This window comes from Pseudomonas sp. NFACC39-1 (genome assembly GCF_900110355.1).
In the GTDB taxonomy this organism is placed as follows: domain Bacteria; phylum Pseudomonadota; class Gammaproteobacteria; order Pseudomonadales; family Pseudomonadaceae; genus Aquipseudomonas; species Aquipseudomonas tehranensis.
Map to the genome: position 1 here is coordinate 148493 of NZ_FODL01000004.1, position 18906 is coordinate 167398.

At 61.1% G+C, this 18906-nt stretch carries 16 protein-coding genes and 1 pseudogene; 8 read left to right on the forward strand and 9 right to left on the reverse strand.

Going from position 1 to position 18906, the window contains the following annotated elements; genetic code table 11:
• The first annotated feature begins 981 nt into the window (after positions 1-981).
• Positions 982-1331, forward strand: a pseudogene (locus tag BMY45_RS10110) (DUF6124 family protein).
• A gap of 239 nt (positions 1332-1570) precedes the next feature.
• Here BMY45_RS10110 and adeC read toward each other — a convergent pair.
• The 3 genes from adeC to BMY45_RS10125 are packed head-to-tail and all read right to left on the reverse strand — an operon-like array spanning position 1571 to position 7350.
• Positions 1571-3028: an AdeC/AdeK/OprM family multidrug efflux complex outer membrane factor gene (gene adeC / locus BMY45_RS10115; RefSeq protein ID WP_092397168.1), complete on the reverse strand. Its 1458-nt coding sequence runs from the start codon at positions 3026-3028 to the stop codon at positions 1571-1573.
• Complete coding sequence (gene emhB / locus BMY45_RS10120; RefSeq protein WP_092397170.1) at positions 3025-6189, reverse strand: efflux RND transporter permease subunit EmhB; 3165 nt, start codon at positions 6187-6189, stop codon at positions 3025-3027. Before emhB ends, adeC begins: the two co-directional genes overlap by 4 nt.
• A 3-nt stretch (positions 6190-6192) precedes the next feature.
• Positions 6193-7350, reverse strand: a complete 1158-nt coding sequence (locus tag BMY45_RS10125) for an efflux RND transporter periplasmic adaptor subunit (RefSeq protein ID WP_143071624.1) — start codon at positions 7348-7350, stop codon at positions 6193-6195.
• 266 nt (positions 7351-7616) lie between these two features.
• Here BMY45_RS10125 and BMY45_RS10130 point away from each other — a divergent pair, with 266 nt between their 5' ends.
• Positions 7617-8249 carry a TetR family transcriptional regulator gene (locus BMY45_RS10130; RefSeq protein WP_092397172.1) on the forward strand — a complete coding sequence of 211 codons (633 nt, stop codon included), beginning with the start codon at positions 7617-7619 and terminating at the stop codon, positions 8247-8249.
• A 211-nt stretch (positions 8250-8460) separates the two neighbouring features.
• Here BMY45_RS10130 and BMY45_RS10135 read toward each other — a convergent pair whose 3' ends face one another.
• The 4 genes from BMY45_RS10135 to BMY45_RS10150 all read right to left on the reverse strand — a co-directional run bounded on the left by BMY45_RS10135 (position 8461) and on the right by BMY45_RS10150 (position 11866).
• A complete protein-coding gene (locus BMY45_RS10135; protein ID WP_092397174.1) occupies positions 8461-8973 on the reverse strand; it encodes a hypothetical protein in 513 nt (170 codons plus the stop codon).
• A 325-nt stretch (positions 8974-9298) separates the two neighbouring features.
• Entirely contained in the window at positions 9299-10348 is a 1050-nt protein-coding gene (locus BMY45_RS10140) for an alkene reductase (protein WP_092397176.1), read from the reverse strand.
• A 31-nt stretch (positions 10349-10379) separates the two neighbouring features.
• Positions 10380-11546, reverse strand: a complete 1167-nt coding sequence (locus BMY45_RS10145; protein WP_092397178.1) for an MFS transporter — start codon at positions 11544-11546, stop codon at positions 10380-10382.
• A 17-nt stretch (positions 11547-11563) separates the two neighbouring features.
• Positions 11564-11866: an ArsR/SmtB family transcription factor gene (locus BMY45_RS10150; RefSeq protein WP_014336977.1), complete on the reverse strand. Its 303-nt coding sequence runs from the start codon at positions 11864-11866 to the stop codon at positions 11564-11566.
• A 156-nt stretch (positions 11867-12022) separates the two neighbouring features.
• Here BMY45_RS10150 and BMY45_RS10155 point away from each other — a divergent pair, with 156 nt between their 5' ends.
• On the forward strand, positions 12023-12607 hold the full coding sequence (locus tag BMY45_RS10155) for an acyl carrier protein phosphodiesterase (protein WP_092397180.1): 585 nt from the start codon (positions 12023-12025) through the stop codon (positions 12605-12607).
• Positions 12608-12763: 156 nt separating this feature from the next.
• On the opposite strand, the gene BMY45_RS10160 is transcribed toward BMY45_RS10155, so the two are convergent.
• On the reverse strand, positions 12764-13555 hold the full coding sequence (locus BMY45_RS10160) for a lysophospholipid acyltransferase family protein (RefSeq protein ID WP_092397182.1): 792 nt from the start codon (positions 13553-13555) through the stop codon (positions 12764-12766).
• Positions 13555-14310, reverse strand: coding sequence for an L-ornithine N(alpha)-acyltransferase (gene olsB, locus BMY45_RS10165; protein ID WP_092397184.1), 756 nt, complete (start codon positions 14308-14310; stop codon positions 13555-13557). The genes BMY45_RS10160 and olsB overlap by 1 nt, the downstream gene beginning before the upstream one ends.
• A 145-nt stretch (positions 14311-14455) precedes the next feature.
• Between olsB and BMY45_RS10170 the strand changes: the two genes are divergently transcribed.
• The 5 genes from BMY45_RS10170 to BMY45_RS10190 all read left to right on the forward strand — a co-directional run bounded on the left by BMY45_RS10170 (position 14456) and on the right by BMY45_RS10190 (position 18885).
• Positions 14456-15340, forward strand: coding sequence for an acyl-CoA dehydrogenase middle domain-containing protein (locus BMY45_RS10170; protein WP_092397186.1), 885 nt, complete (start codon positions 14456-14458; stop codon positions 15338-15340).
• 173 nt (positions 15341-15513) lie between these two features.
• Positions 15514-16608: a serine hydrolase domain-containing protein gene (locus BMY45_RS10175; RefSeq protein WP_092397188.1), complete on the forward strand. Its 1095-nt coding sequence runs from the start codon at positions 15514-15516 to the stop codon at positions 16606-16608.
• A complete protein-coding gene (locus BMY45_RS10180) occupies positions 16605-16916 on the forward strand; it encodes an amidase (RefSeq protein WP_092397190.1) in 312 nt (103 codons plus the stop codon). Before BMY45_RS10175 ends, BMY45_RS10180 begins: the two co-directional genes overlap by 4 nt.
• A gap of 219 nt (positions 16917-17135) precedes the next feature.
• A complete protein-coding gene (locus BMY45_RS10185; protein ID WP_092397192.1) occupies positions 17136-17726 on the forward strand; it encodes a YceI family protein in 591 nt (196 codons plus the stop codon).
• Position 17727: 1 nt separating this feature from the next.
• Positions 17728-18885, forward strand: coding sequence for a phospholipase D-like domain-containing protein (locus BMY45_RS10190; protein ID WP_092397194.1), 1158 nt, complete (start codon positions 17728-17730; stop codon positions 18883-18885).
• The last annotated feature ends 21 nt before the right edge of the window (positions 18886-18906 follow it).

Genomic DNA, 18906 nt, shown 5'->3' on the forward strand with positions numbered 1-18906 from the left:
TCGTTGCCGCAACCTTGGTTGCAGACGGTACGGTGGAACCAGCGGCGTGAAGGCTGTTGAGGATCAGCCGGGTGAGGCGGGGCGTGTGGGCATGGCATCGAACCTGTTGTTATTGGTTTTGTGCGAGCGATGGTGATGGGCGGCCCGGGATCGGTTCAATTGCCGTTTGCGGGTTTTGGGCGATTATCGAACGGCAAAAGTTGATTGTATGGATGTAGTCCCTGTGGGAGCGGGTACATATCCATTGCTGCGGTAACGGCTGCTTAGGGTTCCGCCCTTACGGCGGGTCACTTTCGAAAAGCGCGAAAGTAACCAAAGCGCTCATGCCCCACCACTCGGTGCCTCGCTAGGGCTCGGCATGCCCTCACTCCGGCATTGCTCCGTGGGCCCGCCGCGAAGGGCCATCCATGGCCCAGCGCGGCTAACCCGGCATCCATGCCGGGTTGCCCACTCCACAATGCCTGCGTTCGGCCAGCGTGGTTAACGGGGCGCCAAGATCAACGTCCGCCGCGAGGCGGCCTGACAGCCGGCCTGGCTCTCCGACAGTGCTCCGATCCAATTGTGGGAGCGAGCCTGCTCGCGAAGGCGGCCTTATAGCCGACCTGTCTCTCCGACCGTGCCCCGATCCAATTGTGGGAGCGGGCTTGCTCGCGAAGACGTCGGCACATCCAACGCTGATGCAGGCTGAACCACCGCCATCGCGAGCAGGCTCGCTCCCACAGGAGGAACGCGATCACCAAAAAATCAGGCCGGCTGTCAGGCCGCCATCGCGGGCAAGCCTTGCTCCCACAGAATCCGTGGCCGGTCTGACAGACGCGACGACTTTTCCGACGAGGTTTTAAGGTTGCTGCTCGGAAGCGGTAAATCTAGCCTGTTCAGGTCGCTGCCAACTCAGCGATCGGGACTGCAAGCCCGCCGAATTCGTTAGGCGCCAGCGCCCAGACCCATGTCTCGGGCTCCAATTGATGCAGGAGCGCCGTTATGAAAAAACATCATCCTTCTTCGCCATCAGAGAGCACCTTCCCCTACAACGACCCTGATCCAGAAAAGCTCCAAGAGGCCGCAGACCGAGCACTCGATTACCATCTGGGTACCCATCCTGATCCAAAACCCAAAACCTCAACTCAAGTTTTCACCGTCATCGATACCCTAGACACCGAATGCCTATTGGCCAATCTCAGCGAAACCTGGCCTCGGCCAGTGCCATGGTCAGTGACCTGGCGTTCGACCTGGAAGGCTCCCGGCGGCATGTCGCGCTCGGCGTGGCGCAGATGATTGACTTGAGCGAGTTGTTGGCCAATCGAGCGCTTGATATCGTCGACCCGCGTTAGCCAGTCGGGCCCTAGTGTGGCGAGGGGATTTATCCCCGCTGGGCTGCGGAGCAGCCCCAAAAAAGGCTCGATGCGAAAAAATCTAGTAAACCGAGCTGGTAGGGATATGAGGGGGTTGCTGCGCAACCCAGCGGGGATAAATCCCCTCGCCACAGATTTGTGTATTGAGCTCGGAAGCGATTAGAAACAAAAAAGCCCACCTTTCGGTGGGCTTCGTGTTTCAGCGTTCAGACATCCAGTCAGAACAATTTCAGCGGCGGCGCTTTCTCGGCCACCGGTTCGTTCCTGCCGGTCTCGGCATTCCAGCCACCACCTAACGCCTTGTACAGATTGACCTCACTGGTCAATTGCGCGAGGCGGTCGGTGATCAGCGATTGTTGGGCGCTGAACAACTGACGTTGGGCGTCGAGGAAGGTCAGGTTGCTGTCGACACCAATGCGATAGCGACGCTCGGCCAGGCGGTAGTAGTCCTGGTTCGCGGCGACGAAGTCGGTCTGGGCCTGCAACTGCTCGTTGTAGGTCTGGCGCGCGGCCAGGCCGTCGGAGACTTCCTGGAACGCCGTCTGAATCGACTTCTCATATTGCGCGACATTAATGTCTTTCTGGATTTTGGCGTAATCCAGGCTCGCCCGCAGGCTGCCGGCGTTGAAGATCGGCAGGTTGATTTGCGGGGCGAAGGTCCAGGTGCCCGAGCCGCCCTTGAACAGGCCGGACAGGTCCGGGCTCAGGGTGCCGGCGTTGGCCGTCAGGCTGATGCTGGGGAAGAACGCGGCCCGTGCGGCGCCGATGTTGGCGTTGGCGGCCAGCAGGTTGCGTTCGGCCTGGAGGATGTCCGGGCGACGTTGCAACAGGTCCGACGGCAACCCTGCCGGCACTTCGCTGAGCAGGTCATCGCTCAGCGGTTGGGTGTTCAGGTTGGAGGGCAGACCGGTGCCCAGCAGCAGGGTCAGGCTGTTTTCGTCCTGAGCCACCTGGCGGGTATAGCGCGCCAGTTGTACGCGGGCGTTTTCCACTGCCGTGCGTGCCTGGCTCAGGTCCAGGGCCGAGGCCACGCCGACTTCGGCGCTGCGCGAGGTCAGCTTGAGGCTTTGCTCGTAGGTGCCCAGGGTTTCCTGGGTCAGCTTGAGCAGTTCCTTGTCGGCCTGCCAGGTCAGATAAGCGTTGGCGACGTTGGCCACCAGGCTGATCTGGGTGCTGCGACGGGCCTCTTCGGTAGCGAAGTAGCTTTGCAGCGCTTGCTCGCTCAGGCTGCGCACTCGGCCGAACAGGTCCAGTTCATATGCACTGATGCCCAGGGTGGCTGAGTATGAGCTGCTGATGGCCGCCTCACCGGTTTGCGAAGCCCGTGCCGGCACTCGCTGACGGCTGCCGGCACCGGTGGCCGAGACCGCCGGGAACAGGTCCGCCCGCTGAATGCGGTATTGCGCGGCGTAGGCATCGATATTCAGCGCCGCGACGCGCAGGTCGCGGTTGTTTTCCAGGGCTACCTGGATCAGTTGCTGCAAGGCCGGGTCATGGAAAAACTGTTTCCAGCCCTGTTCGGCGGCGGCCTGGCCGGCCGCCTTGGCCGGCTCGTAGGCCGGACCTTGCGGGTATTGCGTGGCGACCGGTGCGTCGGGCCGCTGATAATCGGGGATCAGCGAGCAGCCGCTGAGCACGACGGCAGCGATGGTCAGAGAGAGGAGCGACTTGCTCATTGGCCAGCCTCTTTAGAAGTTTCAGGAGCGTCGTCCTGGTCGGCATTTTTGCGACGGCCTATCGACGACACGGTCACGAAGAACAACGGTACCCAGAAAATTGCCAGGACGGTGGCGGTGATCATACCGCCGATCACGCCCGTACCGATGGCGTGCTGGCTGCCTGAACCGGCGCCGGTGGAAATCGCCAGCGGGACCACGCCGAGCACGAACGCCAGGGACGTCATGATAATCGGCCGCAGACGCATCCTACAGGCTTCGATGGCGGCTTCCACCAGCGTTCGACCCTGTTCGTGGAGTTCCTTGGCAAATTCCACGATCAGAATGGCGTTTTTCGCCGCCAGGCCGATGGTGGTCAACAGGCCCACCTGGAAGTAAACGTCGTTGGACAGCCCACGCAGGCTGGTCGCCATCAGCGCACCGATAATCCCCAGTGGCACTACAAGCATGACCGCGATCGGAATCGACCAGCTTTCATACAGTGCTGCCAGGCAGAGGAATACCATCAGCAGCGACAAGGCGTACAACGCAGGCGCCTGGGAGCCGGACAGACGTTCCTCGTAGGACAGGCCCGTCCAGGAAATACCGACGCCGGCCGGCAGTTTCTGGGCGATGGCCTCGACTTCGGCCATGGCTTCACCGGTGGAGTAACCCGGGGCAGGGGACCCCAGGATTTCCATCGCTTCCACGCCGTTGTAACGGGCCAGTTTCGGCGAGCCATAGACCCACTCGCCCTTGGCGAAGGCGCTGAACGGCACCATGGTCCCGGCGCTGTTTCGCACGTACCACTTCTGCAGGTCTTCGGGGCTCATGCGAGCATTGGGCTGGCCCTGAACGTAGACCCGCTTTACCCGACCACGGTCGATGAAGTCGTTCACATAGCTGCTACCAAAGGCAATCGACAGGGTGCTGTTGATATCCGAAAGGGTAATGCCCAGCGCGCTGGCTTTCTCGTCATCGATTTCCAACTGGTATTGCGGCTCGTCGTTCAGACCGTTCGGACGCACCTGAGCCAGAACCTTGCTCTCGGACGCCATGCCCAGGAACTGGTTTCGGGCTTCCATCAGTTTTTCGTGGCCGATGCCGGCGCGGTCTTGCAGGAACACGTCGAAACCGGTGGCGTTACCCAGTTCCATCACCGCCGGCGGAGCGAAGGCAAACACCATTGCGTCACGGAAGGTGAAGAAATGTTGCTGGGCGCGGCCGGCGATCTTGAACACGGTGTTGTCAGCGTTACGTTCTTCCCACGGCTTGAGCATGATGAACGCCAGGCCGGAGCTTTGGCCGCGACCGGCGAAGTTGAAGCCGGTCACGGTGAACACCGAGGCCACGCCATCGCCTTCACCGCCGTCCTTGCTTGGACGCAGCAGGAACTCGCGCATATTGTCCACCACCACCTGGGTGCGCTCGGCGCTGGAGCCGGCCGGTGTCTGTACCTGGGCAAACAGCACGCCCTGGTCTTCTTCCGGCAGGAACGCAGTCGGGATGCGGGTGAACAGCCAGATCATGCCGACCACGATGATCAGGTAGGCCAGCAGATAGGGGGCCTTGTGCTTGAGCATGTTGCCCACGCCGCGCTCGTAGCTTCTCACGCTACGGTCGAAGGTGCGGTTGAACCAGCCGAAGAAGCCGCGTTTGGGCGTGCCGTGCTCACCTTTGGGGATGGGTTTGAGCATGGTGGCGCACAGGGCAGGGGTGAAGATCAGGGCCACCAATACCGACAAGGCCATGGCCGAGACGATGGTGATGGAGAACTGTTTGTAGATCACACCGGTGGAGCCGCCGAAAAACGCCATCGGCAACAGTACTGCCGACAGCACCAGGGCGATACCTACCAGGGCACCCTGGATCTGGCCCATGGATTTCTTGGTGGCTTCCTTGGGTGACAGGCCTTCTTCGCTCATCACCCGCTCGACGTTTTCCACCACGACGATGGCATCGTCCACCAGTAATCCGATGGCCAGCACCATGCCGAACATGGTCAGGGTGTTGATGCTGAAGCCGAACGCCGCGAGGATCCCGAAAGTACCCAGCAATACCACCGGCACCGTCATCGTGGTGATGATGGTTGCACGGAAGTTCTGCAGGAACAGGAACATCACCAGGAACACCAGGGCGACCGCTTCGATCAGGGTTTCAACCACACCCTTGATCGACTCGCTCACCACGGGCGTCGTGTCATAAGGGAACACCACTTCCAGGCCTTGCGGGAAGAATGGTTTGAGATTGTCGACGGTCTGGCGCAAGGCCTTGGCCGTGTCGAGGGCGTTGGCGCCAGTGGCCAGTCTCACCGCCAGGCCGGAGGCCGGGGCGCCGTTGAACTGGGCATTAATAGCGTAGCTCTCGCCGCCCAAGGCAACATCCGCCACGTCGCCGACGCGCACTTGCGAGCCGTCTGGATTGACCCTGAGCAAGATGGCCTTGAACTGCTCGGCAGTTTGCAGGCGGGTCTTGCCGATCACGGTGGCGTTCAGTTGTTGGCCGGGGCGGGCAGGCAGGCCGCCGAGCTGGCCGGACGCGATTTGAACGTTCTGCGCGGTAATGGCGGTGGTCACATCCGCCGGGGTCAGGTTGTAGTTATTCAGCTTGGCCGGGTCGAGCCAGATCCGCATGGCGTACTGGGCACCGAAGACCTGGAAGTCACCGACACCAGCGGTGCGCGAGATCGGGTCCTGCATGTTGGACACGATGTAGTTGGACAGGTCCTCACGGGTCATGCTGCCATCGCGCGACACCACGCCGATCACCATCAGGAAGTTTCTCACTGACTTGGTGACGCGAATACCCTGCTGCTGCACTTCTTGCGGCAGCAGTGGGGTGGCCAGGTTCAACTTGTTCTGGACCTGGACCTGTGCGGTATCGGAGTTGGTGCCTTGCTCGAAGGTCGCCGTAATGGTCATGCTGCCGTCGGAGTTACTTTCCGAGGAGACATAACGCAGGTTGTCGATACCGTTGAGCTGTTGCTCGATGACCTGCACCACCGTGTCCTGCACGGTTTGCGCGGACGCGCCTGGGTAGGTCACCTGGATCGCAATGGCTGGCGGCGCGATGCTCGGGTACTGGTTGATGGGCAATTTGAGGATCGATAAAGCCCCGACCAGCATGATCACCAGGGCGATCACCCAGGCGAAAATCGGACGGTCGATAAAAAATTTCGACATGGTTTACTCCCCTTTGCCGCCAGCGGCTTTGTCAGCTGCCTGTGCGGGGGCCGGGTTCTTTTCGCCAACGTTGGTGGCCTCAGTGGCTTTGACTTCCACCCCTGGCCGTACGTACTGCAACCCTTCGGTGATCAGGCGATCCCCAGCCTTGAGCCCGTCTTCGATCAGCCACTGGCTACCGACAGTACGGCTGGCCTTGAGTTGACGCAGTTCGACCTTGTTGTCCGGACCTACCACCAGGGCGGTCGGCGCGCCTTTAAGGTCTCGGGTGACGCCTTGCTGCGGCGCAAGAATCGCCGCGCTGTTCACACCGGCCTGCAATTGCGCGTGGACGAACATGCCCGGCAGCAGGGTATGGTCAGGGTTAGGGAACACCGCGCGCAGGGTGACCGAACCGGTGGTTTGGTCGACCGACACTTCGGAGAACTCCAGCTTGCCCTCATGGGCATATTGGCTGCCGTCTTCCAGGGTCAGTTTGACCATGGCGGCGTTGTCGCCAGCCTTCTGCAGGCGGCCGCTTTCCAGTTCACGGCGCAGTTGCAGCAGTTCTACAGAACTCTGCGTCACGTCGACGTAAATCGGGTCCAGTTGCTGAATGGTTGCCAGGGCATCGGCCTGGCCGTTGCTGACCAGCGCGCCCTCGGTCACCGAGGAGCGACCGATGCGACCGGAAATCGGCGCGTAAACCTTGGTGTAGCGCACGTTGATCCGGGCGGTTTGCAGATTGGCTTCCGACTCCAGGCGGTTGGCCACGGCGGTGTCGTATTCCTGACGGCTGACGGCCTGTTCGTCCACCAATTGTTTATAGCGATCGGAAATGGACTTGGTTGAGCGCAGGTTCGCTTCTGCGCTTTTGAGGGTCGCTTCGTACATCGCCGGGTCAATCTGATACAGCTGCTGGCCGGCCTTGACGTCGGCACCTTCCTTGAACAGACGCTTGAGGATGATGCCGTTGACTTGTGGACGAACTTCCGCGATGCGGAACGCGCTGGTGCGGCCCGGAAGCTCGGACGTCAGGGTGAACGGCTGGGTCTTGAGGGTTACGACGCCGACCTGAGGAGCCGGTGCGGCAGGTGCCGCCTCTTCCTTTTTACATCCGCTGAGCAGCGATGCCAGGGCGATGGCGGTAACCAGAGCGGTAACAGCTGGCTTGAATTGCATGGAAATCCTCGGGTCCAGGCGCGTAAGAGGCGCACAAGAAAGTGGAAGGTAAAAAAGAGCGGAATAAACAATTAGTAGGATGCTAAGAAATATACTTACGTACACGGTTGTTTGTAAACACCCAAATTGCGTACCATCAGTCTTTACAAAAGCCTGACAAAAGGCCTGCGCAGGTCGCAGACGCGTTGCGAAAAAACGCCGCCTCACATTTTGTTCAGTTGATCCTTACGCATTGCTTACGCATCCTGATTGAGGTGTTTACTGCCATGGTCCGTCGTACCAAAGAGGAAGCCCTGGAGACTCGCAGCCAGATACTCGAAGCGGCCGAAAAAGCCTTTTTCGAGCGCGGTGTGGCCCGCACGACACTGGCTGACATCGCGACGCTGGCCGGTGTAACGCGCGGTGCCATCTACTGGCATTTCAGTAATAAGGCGGACTTGCTCCAGGCCATGCTCGATACGTTGCACGAGCCGCTCGATGACTTGGCCCGCGCCAGTGAAAGTGAAGAGGAGCTTGACCCCCTGGGGTGTGTTCGCAAGCTGCTGGTGCGGTTGTTCCAGCAGGTGGCCCTGGACCCGAAAACCCGACGCATTAATGAGATTTTGTTTCATAAGTGCGAGTTCACCGATGAAATGTGCGATTTGCGCCAGCAGCGGCGGCAGGTCAGTCTCGACTGCAATGTGCGTATCGCGTTGTCGTTGCGCAATGCGATGAATCGTGGCCAGTTGCCGGACAATCTGGATCCCGAACGGGCTGCAGTCGCCATTCACGCCTACATCGACGGCATTTTGTACCAGTGGCTACTGGCTCCCGACAGCTTCGCACTGGCGGGTGAGGCCGAGCGCTGGGTGGAGATCGGGCTGGATATGCTGCACCTGAGCCCCCACCTGCGCAAATAAAACAAAATGCTCAATTTCATCAGTTTGTGTCAATAGCTGAACGGCGAGGACCCCGCCGGGCCTTGATCCTGGCGGAGTCATTTATAGACGAACTGCAGACACGTTGATCGCTCGCGAGTCGCTATCGTGCAGGAGAGTGATGGCATGTTCGTGTACAGGCGCCATTGAGGCGCCTGTACCTGTCGTGTCGGCCTGTTACCGACCCTCTGGTTTATTCAACAATGAGGCGCACGGAATAGTTGAAAGGAGGTTCGAGCATCTTCTGGAAGATCTCTGAGCGACAGGTGTATTCGCCATTGCCGGTATATGCGGTTCTGCTTTTCCTGTTTGGCCGGTAACTGGGTTCCAGGACACCAAAACCGATGGGGGCTTCAAACCGGGTTTGCATTTGGCAGCCGAAGTTGAAGGTGCTCATCTGGTAGGAGAGCACGAGTTCAATCGGTTTGATCTTTCTCAGCGTCGGCTGCCAGCCAGCAGCGGGATAAGTGAACTTCCTGTTATGGACGAAATAGAATTCGCGGGTCGCTTTGGCGGGCACGTCATAAGCACTCAAGGATATGTCCGGGTGCGTGGGTAGCTCACTTAGAATGTTTGTCATTTCCAAGGCGTGGGAGGTCTTGTTTACCAGCTCCACAGTGATGCCGGTGTTGGCCAGACTGGTGGTGGCGGCTAGCGGTCCCAGTAGCAGGCCGAGGATTAAATTTTTCATCATGTTCATGGTCATGTTGTCTCTCATGTAATGCAAGGCGTAATAAAGCCTGCACAAGATAAATGTGTGCAATTAAAGTTGCTTGGTTTAGTGGTTTTTTTTACAAGGTGTTAATTGGTTTTTTTAAAATGTTAAGTGTCGGTTTAATCCATAGAGTTAGTGGGTTGTTGTTTGGACTTATTATTAGCGCTGTCGGGTGTATTAATCCACAGTGAGTCAGTGTGGTGTTGTTATTTGATGTTTCGATGTCATCAAGTTTTGATGGCTCGGAAGTTGATGGATGTAAAAAAGCCCCGGCTCTTTCGAGTCGGGGCTTTTATGTAAGGGCCGGTTATTGTATTTACATCACGGGATAATCGATGTAACCCACCGGGCCTTTCCCATAGAACGTTTCCGGATGCGGCTCGTTCAGCGGTGCGTCAGCTTTCAAGCGCGCCGGCAGGTCCGGGTTGGCAATGAACGGCACACCGAAGGCAACGGCATCCGCTTTGCCCTCGGCCAGCCAGGCGTTGGCGCTGTCCTTGGTGAAGCGTTCGTTGGCAATGTACGGGCCGCCAAAGGCTTGCTTGAGCTGCGGGCCGATGCTGTCTTCGCCTTCCTTTTCACGGGAGCAGATAAAGGCGATGCCACGCTGGCCCAGCTCGCGGGCCACGTAGCTGAAGGTTTCCAGGCGGTTCTCGTCGCCCATGTCATGGGAGTCGGCGCGTGGCGCCAGATGTACGCCCACCCGGCCGGCGCCCCAGACTTCGATGACGGCGTCGGTCACTTCCAGCAGCAGGCGGGCACGGTTTTGCAGGGAGCCGCCATAGTTGTCGGTGCGCTGGTTGGTGCTGCTTTGCAGGAACTGGTCGAGCAGGTAGCCGTTGGCGCCATGGATTTCCACGCCGTCGAAACCGGCGGCCTTGGCGTTCTCGGCGCCTACGCGATAGGCGTCGATGATGTCGGCGATCTCAGCGGTTTCCAGTGCGCGTGGCGTTGGGTAGTCGGCCAGCGGACGTACCAGGCTCACATGGCCCTTGGGCTGGATGGCGCTGGGCGCCACCGGCAATTCGCCGTTCAGGTAAGACGGATGGGAGATCCGGCCCACGTGCCACAGTTGCAGGAAAATCTTGCCGCCGGCGCCATGGATGGCTTTGGTCACGTTGCTCCAGCCGCGCACCTGGTCGTTGGACCAGATGCCGGGGGTGTCCGGGTAGCCCACGCCCATGGGGGTGACAGTGGTGGCTTCGCTGAGGATCAGGCCGGCGGAGGCTCGTTGCACGTAGTACTCGGCCATCAGCGCGTTAGGCACGCGGCCCGCGTCGGCGCGGCAGCGGGTGAGCGGCGCCATGATGATGCGGTTTTTCAGCTCGATGTCGCCGAGTTTGATCGGATCGAAAATTGTCGCCATGAACTACAACCTCATAAGTGAAGGGGAAAAGTCAGTGAGTTGCGGGAGCCAGGCCGGTATGACCGCCTTGGCGGAAAGTGATCAGGGTGACCAGCAGCGCCAGCACGGCCAGCGCTCCGGCGGCCAGGGGCACGCTGGTCAGGCCCAGGCCGTGGTCGATGACACTGCCGCCGACCCAGGCGCCCAAGGCGTTGCCGATGTTGAAGGCGCCGATGTTCAGGGTGGAAACCAGGTTTGGCGCGGCTTTGCCGAAGGTCACCACGTTGACTTGCAGGGCCGGCACGGCGGCGAAGCAGGCGGTGGCCCAGAGGAACAGGGTGATTTCAGTGGGGATCAGCGCGACGCTGGTCCAGCTCAAGACGGTGGACACCACGGCCATGGTGGTGAAAACCCCCATCAGCGTGTTCGCCAGGCTCTTGTCCGCCAGCTTGCCGCCGATGATGTTGCCCAGGGTCAGGCCCAGGCCGATCAGCACCAGGGTCCAGGTCACGCCGCGGGGCGATACGCCAGTGACTTCCCCCAGTAGGGGGGCGACGTAAGTGAACAGGGTGAACACCGAGGCGGAAAACAGCGCGGTCATGCTCAGGGACAGCCACAGGCCTGCGCCCTTGAGGGCGACGAGCTCCGAGCGCATGTCGAGTTTTTCTTCATCGCGCTTGGCCGGCAGGAAGCGGATCAGGCCGATCAGGGCAATCACGCCGATGAGAGTCACGGCCCAGAAGGTCGAGCGCCAGCCGGCTTCCTGGCCCAGCGCGGTGCCCAGCGGTACGCCGAGCACGTTGGCCAGGGTCAGGCCGGTGAACATCAGGGCCACGGCCGAGGCGCGCTTGTTCGGTGCCACCAGGCCGGCGGCCACCACCGAACCGATGCCGAAGAACGCACCGTGGCACAGGGCGGTGACGACCCTGGCGAACATCAGTACGTTGTAGTCACTGGCGATGGCGCAGAGCAGGTTGCCGATGATGAAAATCCCCATCAGCGCCACCAGGGCTGCCTTGCGTGGCAACCGCGCGGTGGCCAGAGCCATGAACGGTGCCCCGATGGCCACGCCCAGGGCATAGCCGGTCACCAGCCAGCCGGCACCGGGAATCGATACACCCAAGTCGGTCGCCACCTCAGGCAGCAGGCCCATGATGACGAACTCGGTGGTGCCGATGGCGAAGGCGCTCAGGGCCAGGATGAGAAGTGAGAGGGGCATGGTGGGTCCTTGTCGGGTCAGAGCTCTTGGCTCATTTGCTTGAGGAACTGCTGGATCACGTCCTCGTTGCGCTTGAAGAAATGCCATTGACCGACCTTCTGGCTGGTGATCAGGCCCGCCCGTTGCAACACCGCCAGATGGGCCGACACGGTGGACTGCGACAGGCCGCAACGCTGGTCGATCTGTCCGGCGCAAATGCCGAATTCGTGGTTGTGCAACTGTTCGGGGAACTGGACCTTGGGGTCTTTGAGCCAGTTGAGGATGTCTCGCCGTACTGGGTGCGCCAGGGCTTTTATTATTTCGTCGAGGTCGAGGGTCATGGTTGGCTGCTCGGGATGAGTAAAACGCTATATCGCGATGAGGCGAACCTTAAATCGTTATTTGACGATATACAAATATGGATTTGATCTGAACATCGAATAAATCGCTATATCGGGTTATAACGATATGGGGGCGGTGATGCTAAGCTTTGCGCCATGAACTATCTCGCACACCTGCACCTCGGCGGCCCCGGCCGGGAACGTCTGCTCGGCAGCCTCTATGGCGACTTCGTCAAAGGGCCGCTGCAAGGGCTGTACGATCCGCAGATCGAAGCGGCGATTGCCCTGCATCGGCGCATCGACATGTACACCGATCGTCACCCCGTGGTGGATGTCGCCTTGTCGCGCTTTTCCACCGTACGGCGGCGCTACGCCGGCATCGTGCTCGACGTGTTTTTCGATCATTGCCTGGCCCGGGACTGGACGGTGTATGGCGAAGGGCCGTTGCTGGACTTCACCTCCCAGGTCTATCGGGTGCTCGCCGCCGAGCCGCAGTTGCCTGGGCGCTTGGCGCAAATCGCGCCTTACATGGCGGCGGATGACTGGCTGGGGTCTTACCGGGAGTTCGAGGTGCTTGGGCAGGTGCTACGAGGCATTTCCCGGCGCCTGTCCCGGCCCGAGGAACTGGCCGGGGCCATGGAGGAGTTGGTCAGACTCTATGAGCCGTTGAGCGAGGATTTCCGGCTGTTCTACCCGCAGTTGCAGGACTTTGCGTTGAGCCAGACAACACCACAAAACTAATTGTGGGAGCGGGCTCTGGCTGTCACTGAAGATCAAATGTGGGAGCGAGCCTGCTCGCGATGAGGGCCTGACAGTCAAGAATCAGGTGACTGACAGACCGCTATCGCGAGCAGGCTCGCTCCCACTAAGGGATCCTTTGGCCACAAAGGACCCGGTTCAAGCTGCAATGGCTGGCCGCATCGGCACTTGTTGCTTCTGTGGAATTTCGCCAAACAACGCCTTATGCACCGCCTGTTGCGCCTGGAACGCCAGGGCTGCGCGTTCCTGGCCGTGGCAGGCAATGGGTGGCAGCAGATGGATATGCACGTCGCCCCGGTCATTGGCAAACAAGCGCATCAGATGGGACAACAGATCATCATCTCCAATGAACGGTGCCAGCGAATCAGGCTCACCGTTGCGCAGATAACGGATCGCCACCGGTTGCAGTGCCACGTCAGCATCGATGGCCGCCGACAATAAACGGCCATGGAAGGTGCGCAGGGAGCGGCCATCGGTGGTGGTGCCTTCGGGAAACATCAGCAGCGGATGGGCCTGTTCCAGGTGTCGGCCCATCTGCTTGCGGATCAACTGGCTGTCGCCCGAGCCGCGCCGGATAAACAGGCTGCCCGCTTTGGCCGCCAGCCATCCGGCCACGGGCCAGGTGCGCACTTCGGCCTTGGACAGGAAGGACATTGGCGTGAGCATGCCCAGCAGTGGGATATCGGTCCAGGACACATGGTTGCTGACCCACAGCATGGGCTGTTGCGGCATCTGGCCGTGCACCGTCACGTGGAAGGGCAGGGCGTGGCTCAGGCGCGCCATGAAAAAACGCGACCAGCGCTGGCGACGTACCATGGAGTTGGCCACACCCAACCGTTCAAACAGCCCGAACACGCTGGCCATGCTCAGGCCCAGCGTCACCACCAGCAACACTCGCGCGATTCGCGCGTACACCCGCAACCGACTCATCACACCGCTGCCTTGAAGTGGCGGGCGTAGCGTGGGCACAGTTCGTCGCGCTTGAGCAGGATGAACACGTCGGCCACCTGGAAATCCTCATCCCAGCACGGCTCACCACAGATCTTCGCGCCCAGGCGCATGTAAGCCTTGAGCAGAGGTGGCATTTCGGCGATGACGTTGGACGGCACGTCCAGGGCCGGCAACGGTTTTTTCGGCACTGCGCGCAGGTGTTCGGTGCACAGATAACGCTCGCGCAGGCGCTGCATGATCGCCTGGGCCTGGACGCCGCCGTCCTGCATCGGGATGCTCGCGCAGCCCATGAGATAGCTGTAGCCGCCCTCGTTCAGCACTTCGGCCAGTTCGCCCCAGAGTACCGCGATGGTGCCGCCGTTGCGGTAGGCCGGGTCGACGCAGGTGCGGCCGATTTCCAGGATCGGGCCCTTGAGATGGACCAGGCCGTGAAGGCTGAACTCTTCTTCACTGTAGAACCGGCCCAGGCTGCTGGCGGCGTGGTGATCAAGCAGGCGCGTCGTCGCCACGAGGCGGCCGGTGTTCAGGTCGCGTACGCCGATGTGGGCGCAGTGAACATCATAGTCGTCCATGTCCAGACCCATTTCCGCGCCTTTGAGCTTGGCGTTGAATTCGCCGCTGAAGACGTTGAAGCGCAGGGCCTGGGCTTCTTGCAGAGCGTTGGCGCCAATCAGGCGTTCGGCTTGCAGGCGGCGTTCATTGCCAGTGTCGCTGATGCGGGCGATCTGAGTCATAGCGAATCTCCGTGCGGGCTGTTCAGTTGCAGCCGATCGACTTTCTTTATGCAGCCATGTTGTGCAAAGTCAGGCTATGTAGCCCCGGTGTCATCGCCATGAAGCTTTGGTGATGCTTATATGACAGCCCATTGAGGAGCCTCCCATGCCCTGGCAAAACCTGATCGAACGCGGCGAACGACTGCCCGCCCATCCGGACCTGGCCGAGGGTTATGCGTCCTTGCTGCAACGCCTGGGGCCGGTTACGCCGTTCGAACTGGCCGTACTGGGGGCGCGATTGATGGCAACGCCGGGGTTGGCTTTTCTGGTGGGCTATCAGGCGGCGCTTCGGGTGCTTTGGCCCAGCGCGCCTCAGAGCCTGGGCGCCTTGTGCGCCACGGAGCAGCGCAGCCTGCGCCCGGCGGACATGCAGACTCGTGTCACCGATCTGCGTTTGAGCGGGCGCAAGGATTTCGTTACCGCGGGCGATGCCGCCGAGTGGCTGCTGATCGCCGCTCGCAGCGAAGCACCCGGCGAGCCGCCGCGGTTGAATCTTGCGGTGGTTTATCCCGGAGAGCCGGGCGTGACCCTGGAAAAACTCCCGGCCATCGCCCTGATGCCAGACATCAGCCATGGCCGGGTGGTGCTGGATGGCGCGCTGTGCGAGTTGTTGGCCGGCGACGGCTGGGACGCCTACGTCAAACCGTTCCGCACCCTGGAAGACCTTTACGTGCTCAGTGCCATGGCCGCCTGGTTGTATGGCGTGGGGCAGGAGTGCGCTTGGCCCCAGGCCCTGCAATTGCGCCTGCTGGGGTTGTTGGCAGGTTGCGCTGAAGTGAGCCGCCACAACCCGTCCAGCGCGGCCGGGCATGTGCTGCTGGGTGGGTTGTTCGCGCAGTTCAACGGGCTCGATGAAGAACTGGGCGACGCCCTGGCCACCGGCCCGGCGTTGTGGCGCGAGATGTGGACGCGAGATAAAGCCGTGATGGAGATGGCGGCGGGGGCGCGGGCCAAGCGGTTGGCCAAGGCGTTGGGATCTTCATTGATTTGAAGGCCCTCATCGCGGGCAAGCCTTGCTCCCACAGATCAGTGCCAAATGACAGTCTGCCGTAGACCTGTGGGAGCAAGGCTTGCCCGCGATGGCGTCAGTACTGTCGACACAAATACCCAAATTGTCATCAAGTCTGAATAGGCTCCGAAGGTTCAATCCTGCGAGCCCCAAGCATGTTCAAAGGCTGGTTACTGATTCTCCTGCTGATGTTCAACCTGCACGCCCACGCCGAAAACTGGCCTGGCGAGCAATGGTCAATCGGCCCTCACCCCACCGGGCTGGCTATCGAAGCCCTGGAGCAATACGCCTTCCCACCCCGCGACGATGCCACTCGCCAGGGTATCCGCACCGATGCGCTACTGGTGATCCAGGACGGGCGGCTGGTCTACGAACGTTATGCCGGGTCCACCCGTGCCGACACTGCGCACCTGACCTGGTCAATCAGCAAAAGCCTGATGGCGACGGTGTTCGGCGTGGCCTATGGGCAAAAGCTGTTCAGTCTGCAGGATCCGGCCGCCCGGTATTACCCGGCGTTGGGCAAGCACCCGGACATGACCCTGGCCGATCTTTTTCACTGGGCCTCGGGGCTGGATTGGCAGGAAGATTACGAATACGCACCGCTCAAGTCCTCGGTGGTAGCGATGCTCTACACCCGGGGGCGGCAGGACATGGCAGCGTTCACCGCGCAGCATGAAAGCTTCAGCCCGCCGGGACAGGCGTTCCGTTATTCCAGCGGTGACAGCAACCTGTTGGCCGCGGCATTGAAAAATATCGTCGGCCCGGAGCGCTATCCCGATTATCCCTGGACGGCCCTGTTCGAGCCGCTGGGCATCCGCCACGCCACCTGGGAAACCGACGCCGCCGGCACGTTTGTCGGGTCCTCCTACGCCTACCTCACGGCGCGGGACCTGGCGCGTGTGGGGCTGTTGATGCAACGGGAGGGACGCTGGGGCCAGCGGCAACTGATCCCGCAAGCCTGGGTGGCGTTCAATCGCGAGCCCTTCGCTCGCTTCCGGGCCGGCCAGGACGAAGCGGTGCCCGGTGGGCATTGGTGGCTCAACCGCGCTGCCGACCCGGCCATCCGCCCGTGGCCCGATGCGCCGCCGGATACGTTTGCCGCGCTGGGTCATTGGGGGCAGGCGTTGTACGTGATCCCCAGCGCCGGGCTAGTGATCGTGCGCTACGGTGATGACCGCGACGGCAGCTACCGCCACAACGAATTGCTCAAGCGAGCCATGGCGGCGTTCGCCGGGACGGTGCAGCCATGAGACGCAGACCGCTGCTCACGCTGATGTCGGTGCTTGTTGTGGTGCTGCTCGGCTGGATCTGGCTCGAGCGGGTGGCGCTGCGGGCCTTCCCCGACATCATCAGCGCCTACACCGCCAAGGAGTATTGCTCGTGTCGCTACGTGATGGAGCAACCGGCTGACTATTGCCATGGCTATGTAAAGCAGTCGGTGCCCATCAGCGATTTTCTCGAGACGCCTGAAGCGAAGCGCATTACCGTCGCCGGGCTGGGGCGAAGCAATAGCGCGCGATGGCTGGGGAAGCGGCAGGGGTGTCGGTTGGAGCCTTGACCGGATCTGTGGGAGCAAGGCTTGCCCGCGATGCAGGCGCCGCGTTTCAGCAGGCAAACCCAGTGATCGTTCATCGCGAGGAAGCTTTGCTCCCACACATTTTGAATCCCCCTTGTCAAAGGACCTGTGTGTTCCCGAAGGGGGATTGAAACAGAAGGTTTGCAAGTGCCCTCGGCCCGGTTAAGGTTCGCCACAGGTTTATCTGCCCTCCGAGTGTGTATGTTCAAGCGGTCTTTTTCTCATGCTGTCGCGACCTTGCTGCTGGCCTGCGCCGCGCTGCCGGCCCAGGCCAATTGGTACCTGGACGGCGAATCGTCGCGGCTGTCGTTTATCAGCAGCAAAAATGGCAACGTGTCCGAGGTCCAGCGCTTCCTGGTGTTGCATGGTCAGGTCCAGCCCAAGGGGATGGTCCGGCTGGAAGTGGAGCTGGAGTCGGTCAACAGTGGCATTCCCCTGCGTGACGAGCGCATGCGCGCCGAGTTGTTTGAGATCAAGCAATTTGCCGACGCCTCCATCACTGCGCAGCTCGACCTGTTACCGATCCAGGACCTGGCCAACGGCGCTCAACTGGAACTACGCTTGCCGCTGACCGTGGACCTGCACGGCAAGCAACAGGTGTATCAGGCCGAACTGCTGGCAACGCGCCTGGATGAACGACGCTTCCAGGTCGTGACCCTGGAGCCGGTGGTACTCAATGCGGCGGATTTCGACCTGGCGCCGGGATTGGAGAAGCTGCGCAAACAGGCCGGGCTGTCGGCCATCAGCCTTGCAGTGCCGGTGAATGCGGTGCTGATTTTTACGGCGCGCTGACATGAGCGGCCCGGTATTTCCGTGGCGCGAGGGCAATCGCTTCGAACTGTTGATCGATGGCCCACAGTTTTTCCCGCGCATGCTGGTGGAAATCGCCCGCGCCCAGGAACAGGTTGAGCTGGAGCTGTACCTGGTGGAGGCGGGGACTTGCGCCGAAGCGATGGTCCAGGCACTCGTCCAGGCTGCCGAGCGCGGTGTTCGCGTGCGTTGCCTGTTCGATGACTACGGCAGCCTGGCGTTTACCCAGGACCTGCGCCACCGCCTGATCGAGGCGGGCGTGGAGTTGCGTTTCTACAATCGCCTGAGTTGGCGCCGCTGGGTAAGGAATTTATATCGGGACCACCGCAAGCTGCTGTTGGTGGACCAGCGCCTGGCGGTGGTGGGTGGCACCGGGGTGACCGATGAGTTCTGGAGCCCGCTGGATGACCGCTGCGAATGGCACGAGGTGATGGTGGAAATCGTCGGCCCCTTGGTGCTGGACTGGCAGTTGCTGTTTGACCGTCAATGGCTCGCCAACCGTCATCGCCGTGCCTGGAAGCCGGCTTCCAACTTTGGCTTGCCGCGCTTGCCCCGGGTTCCGCCCATGGGCGAGGGCATGGGGCGGGTGGCGTATGCCGATGCCCGCCAGAATCGCGACATTCTGCAATCGTTGTCCCGGGCCCTGAACAGCGGTCAAAAGCGGATCTGGATGGCGACCCCGTATTTTTTGCCCACCTGGAACGTGCGCCGCTCCTTGCGCAAGGCTGCCGCCCGGGGCATCGATGTGCGCCTGCTGCTCACCGGGCCGCGCACCGATCACCCGTCCGTGCGCTACGCTGGGCACCGTTATTACCCGCGTCTGCTCAAGGCTGGGGTGAAAATCTTCGAATACCAGCCATGTTTCCTACACCTGAAGATGGTGCTGGTGGACGACTGGGTCAGCATCGGCTCCTGTAATTTCGATCACTGGAACCTGCGCTTCAATCTGGAAGCCAACCTCGAAGCCCTCGACTCCGCACTCAGCACTGCGGTGGCGGCGAGTTTCGAGCGAGACTTCGCCCAGAGCCTGGAGGTCAGTCTCGACGCCTGGAAGCGTCGGCCGCTGTGGAAACGGGTCAAGCAACGGGTGTGGGGGTTGGTGGATCGGTTGGTGGTGAACCTGCTGGGGCGGCGGGGCTAAGAAGATCGCAGCCTTCGGCAG

What these genes read in the sequence shown, in the direction of transcription:
- olsB (WP_092397184.1), bottom strand. Translation starts at nt 14,310, where the DNA reads ATGACTCAGATCGCCCGCATCAGCGACACTGGCAATGAACGCCGCCTG.
- BMY45_RS10185 (WP_092397192.1), top strand. Translation starts at nt 17,136, where the DNA reads ATGTTCAAGCGGTCTTTTTCTCATGCTGTCGCGACCTTGCTGCTGGCC.
- BMY45_RS10145 (WP_092397178.1), bottom strand. Translation starts at nt 11,546, where the DNA reads ATGCCCCTCTCACTTCTCATCCTGGCCCTGAGCGCCTTCGCCATCGGC.
- BMY45_RS10130 (WP_092397172.1), top strand. Translation starts at nt 7,617, where the DNA reads ATGGTCCGTCGTACCAAAGAGGAAGCCCTGGAGACTCGCAGCCAGATA.
- BMY45_RS10180 (WP_092397190.1), top strand. Translation starts at nt 16,605, where the DNA reads ATGAGACGCAGACCGCTGCTCACGCTGATGTCGGTGCTTGTTGTGGTG.
- BMY45_RS10175 (WP_092397188.1), top strand. Translation starts at nt 15,514, where the DNA reads ATGTTCAAAGGCTGGTTACTGATTCTCCTGCTGATGTTCAACCTGCAC.
- BMY45_RS10140 (WP_092397176.1), bottom strand. Translation starts at nt 10,348, where the DNA reads ATGGCGACAATTTTCGATCCGATCAAACTCGGCGACATCGAGCTGAAA.
- BMY45_RS10125 (WP_143071624.1), bottom strand. Translation starts at nt 7,350, where the DNA reads ATGCAATTCAAGCCAGCTGTTACCGCTCTGGTTACCGCCATCGCCCTG.
- BMY45_RS10190 (WP_092397194.1), top strand. Translation starts at nt 17,728, where the DNA reads ATGAGCGGCCCGGTATTTCCGTGGCGCGAGGGCAATCGCTTCGAACTG.
- adeC (WP_092397168.1), bottom strand. Translation starts at nt 3,028, where the DNA reads ATGAGCAAGTCGCTCCTCTCTCTGACCATCGCTGCCGTCGTGCTCAGC.
- BMY45_RS10170 (WP_092397186.1), top strand. Translation starts at nt 14,456, where the DNA reads ATGCCCTGGCAAAACCTGATCGAACGCGGCGAACGACTGCCCGCCCAT.
- BMY45_RS10160 (WP_092397182.1), bottom strand. Translation starts at nt 13,555, where the DNA reads ATGAGTCGGTTGCGGGTGTACGCGCGAATCGCGCGAGTGTTGCTGGTG.
- BMY45_RS10135 (WP_092397174.1), bottom strand. Translation starts at nt 8,973, where the DNA reads ATGACCATGAACATGATGAAAAATTTAATCCTCGGCCTGCTACTGGGA.
- emhB (WP_092397170.1), bottom strand. Translation starts at nt 6,189, where the DNA reads ATGTCGAAATTTTTTATCGACCGTCCGATTTTCGCCTGGGTGATCGCC.
- BMY45_RS10155 (WP_092397180.1), top strand. Translation starts at nt 12,023, where the DNA reads ATGAACTATCTCGCACACCTGCACCTCGGCGGCCCCGGCCGGGAACGT.
- BMY45_RS10150 (WP_014336977.1), bottom strand. Translation starts at nt 11,866, where the DNA reads ATGACCCTCGACCTCGACGAAATAATAAAAGCCCTGGCGCACCCAGTA.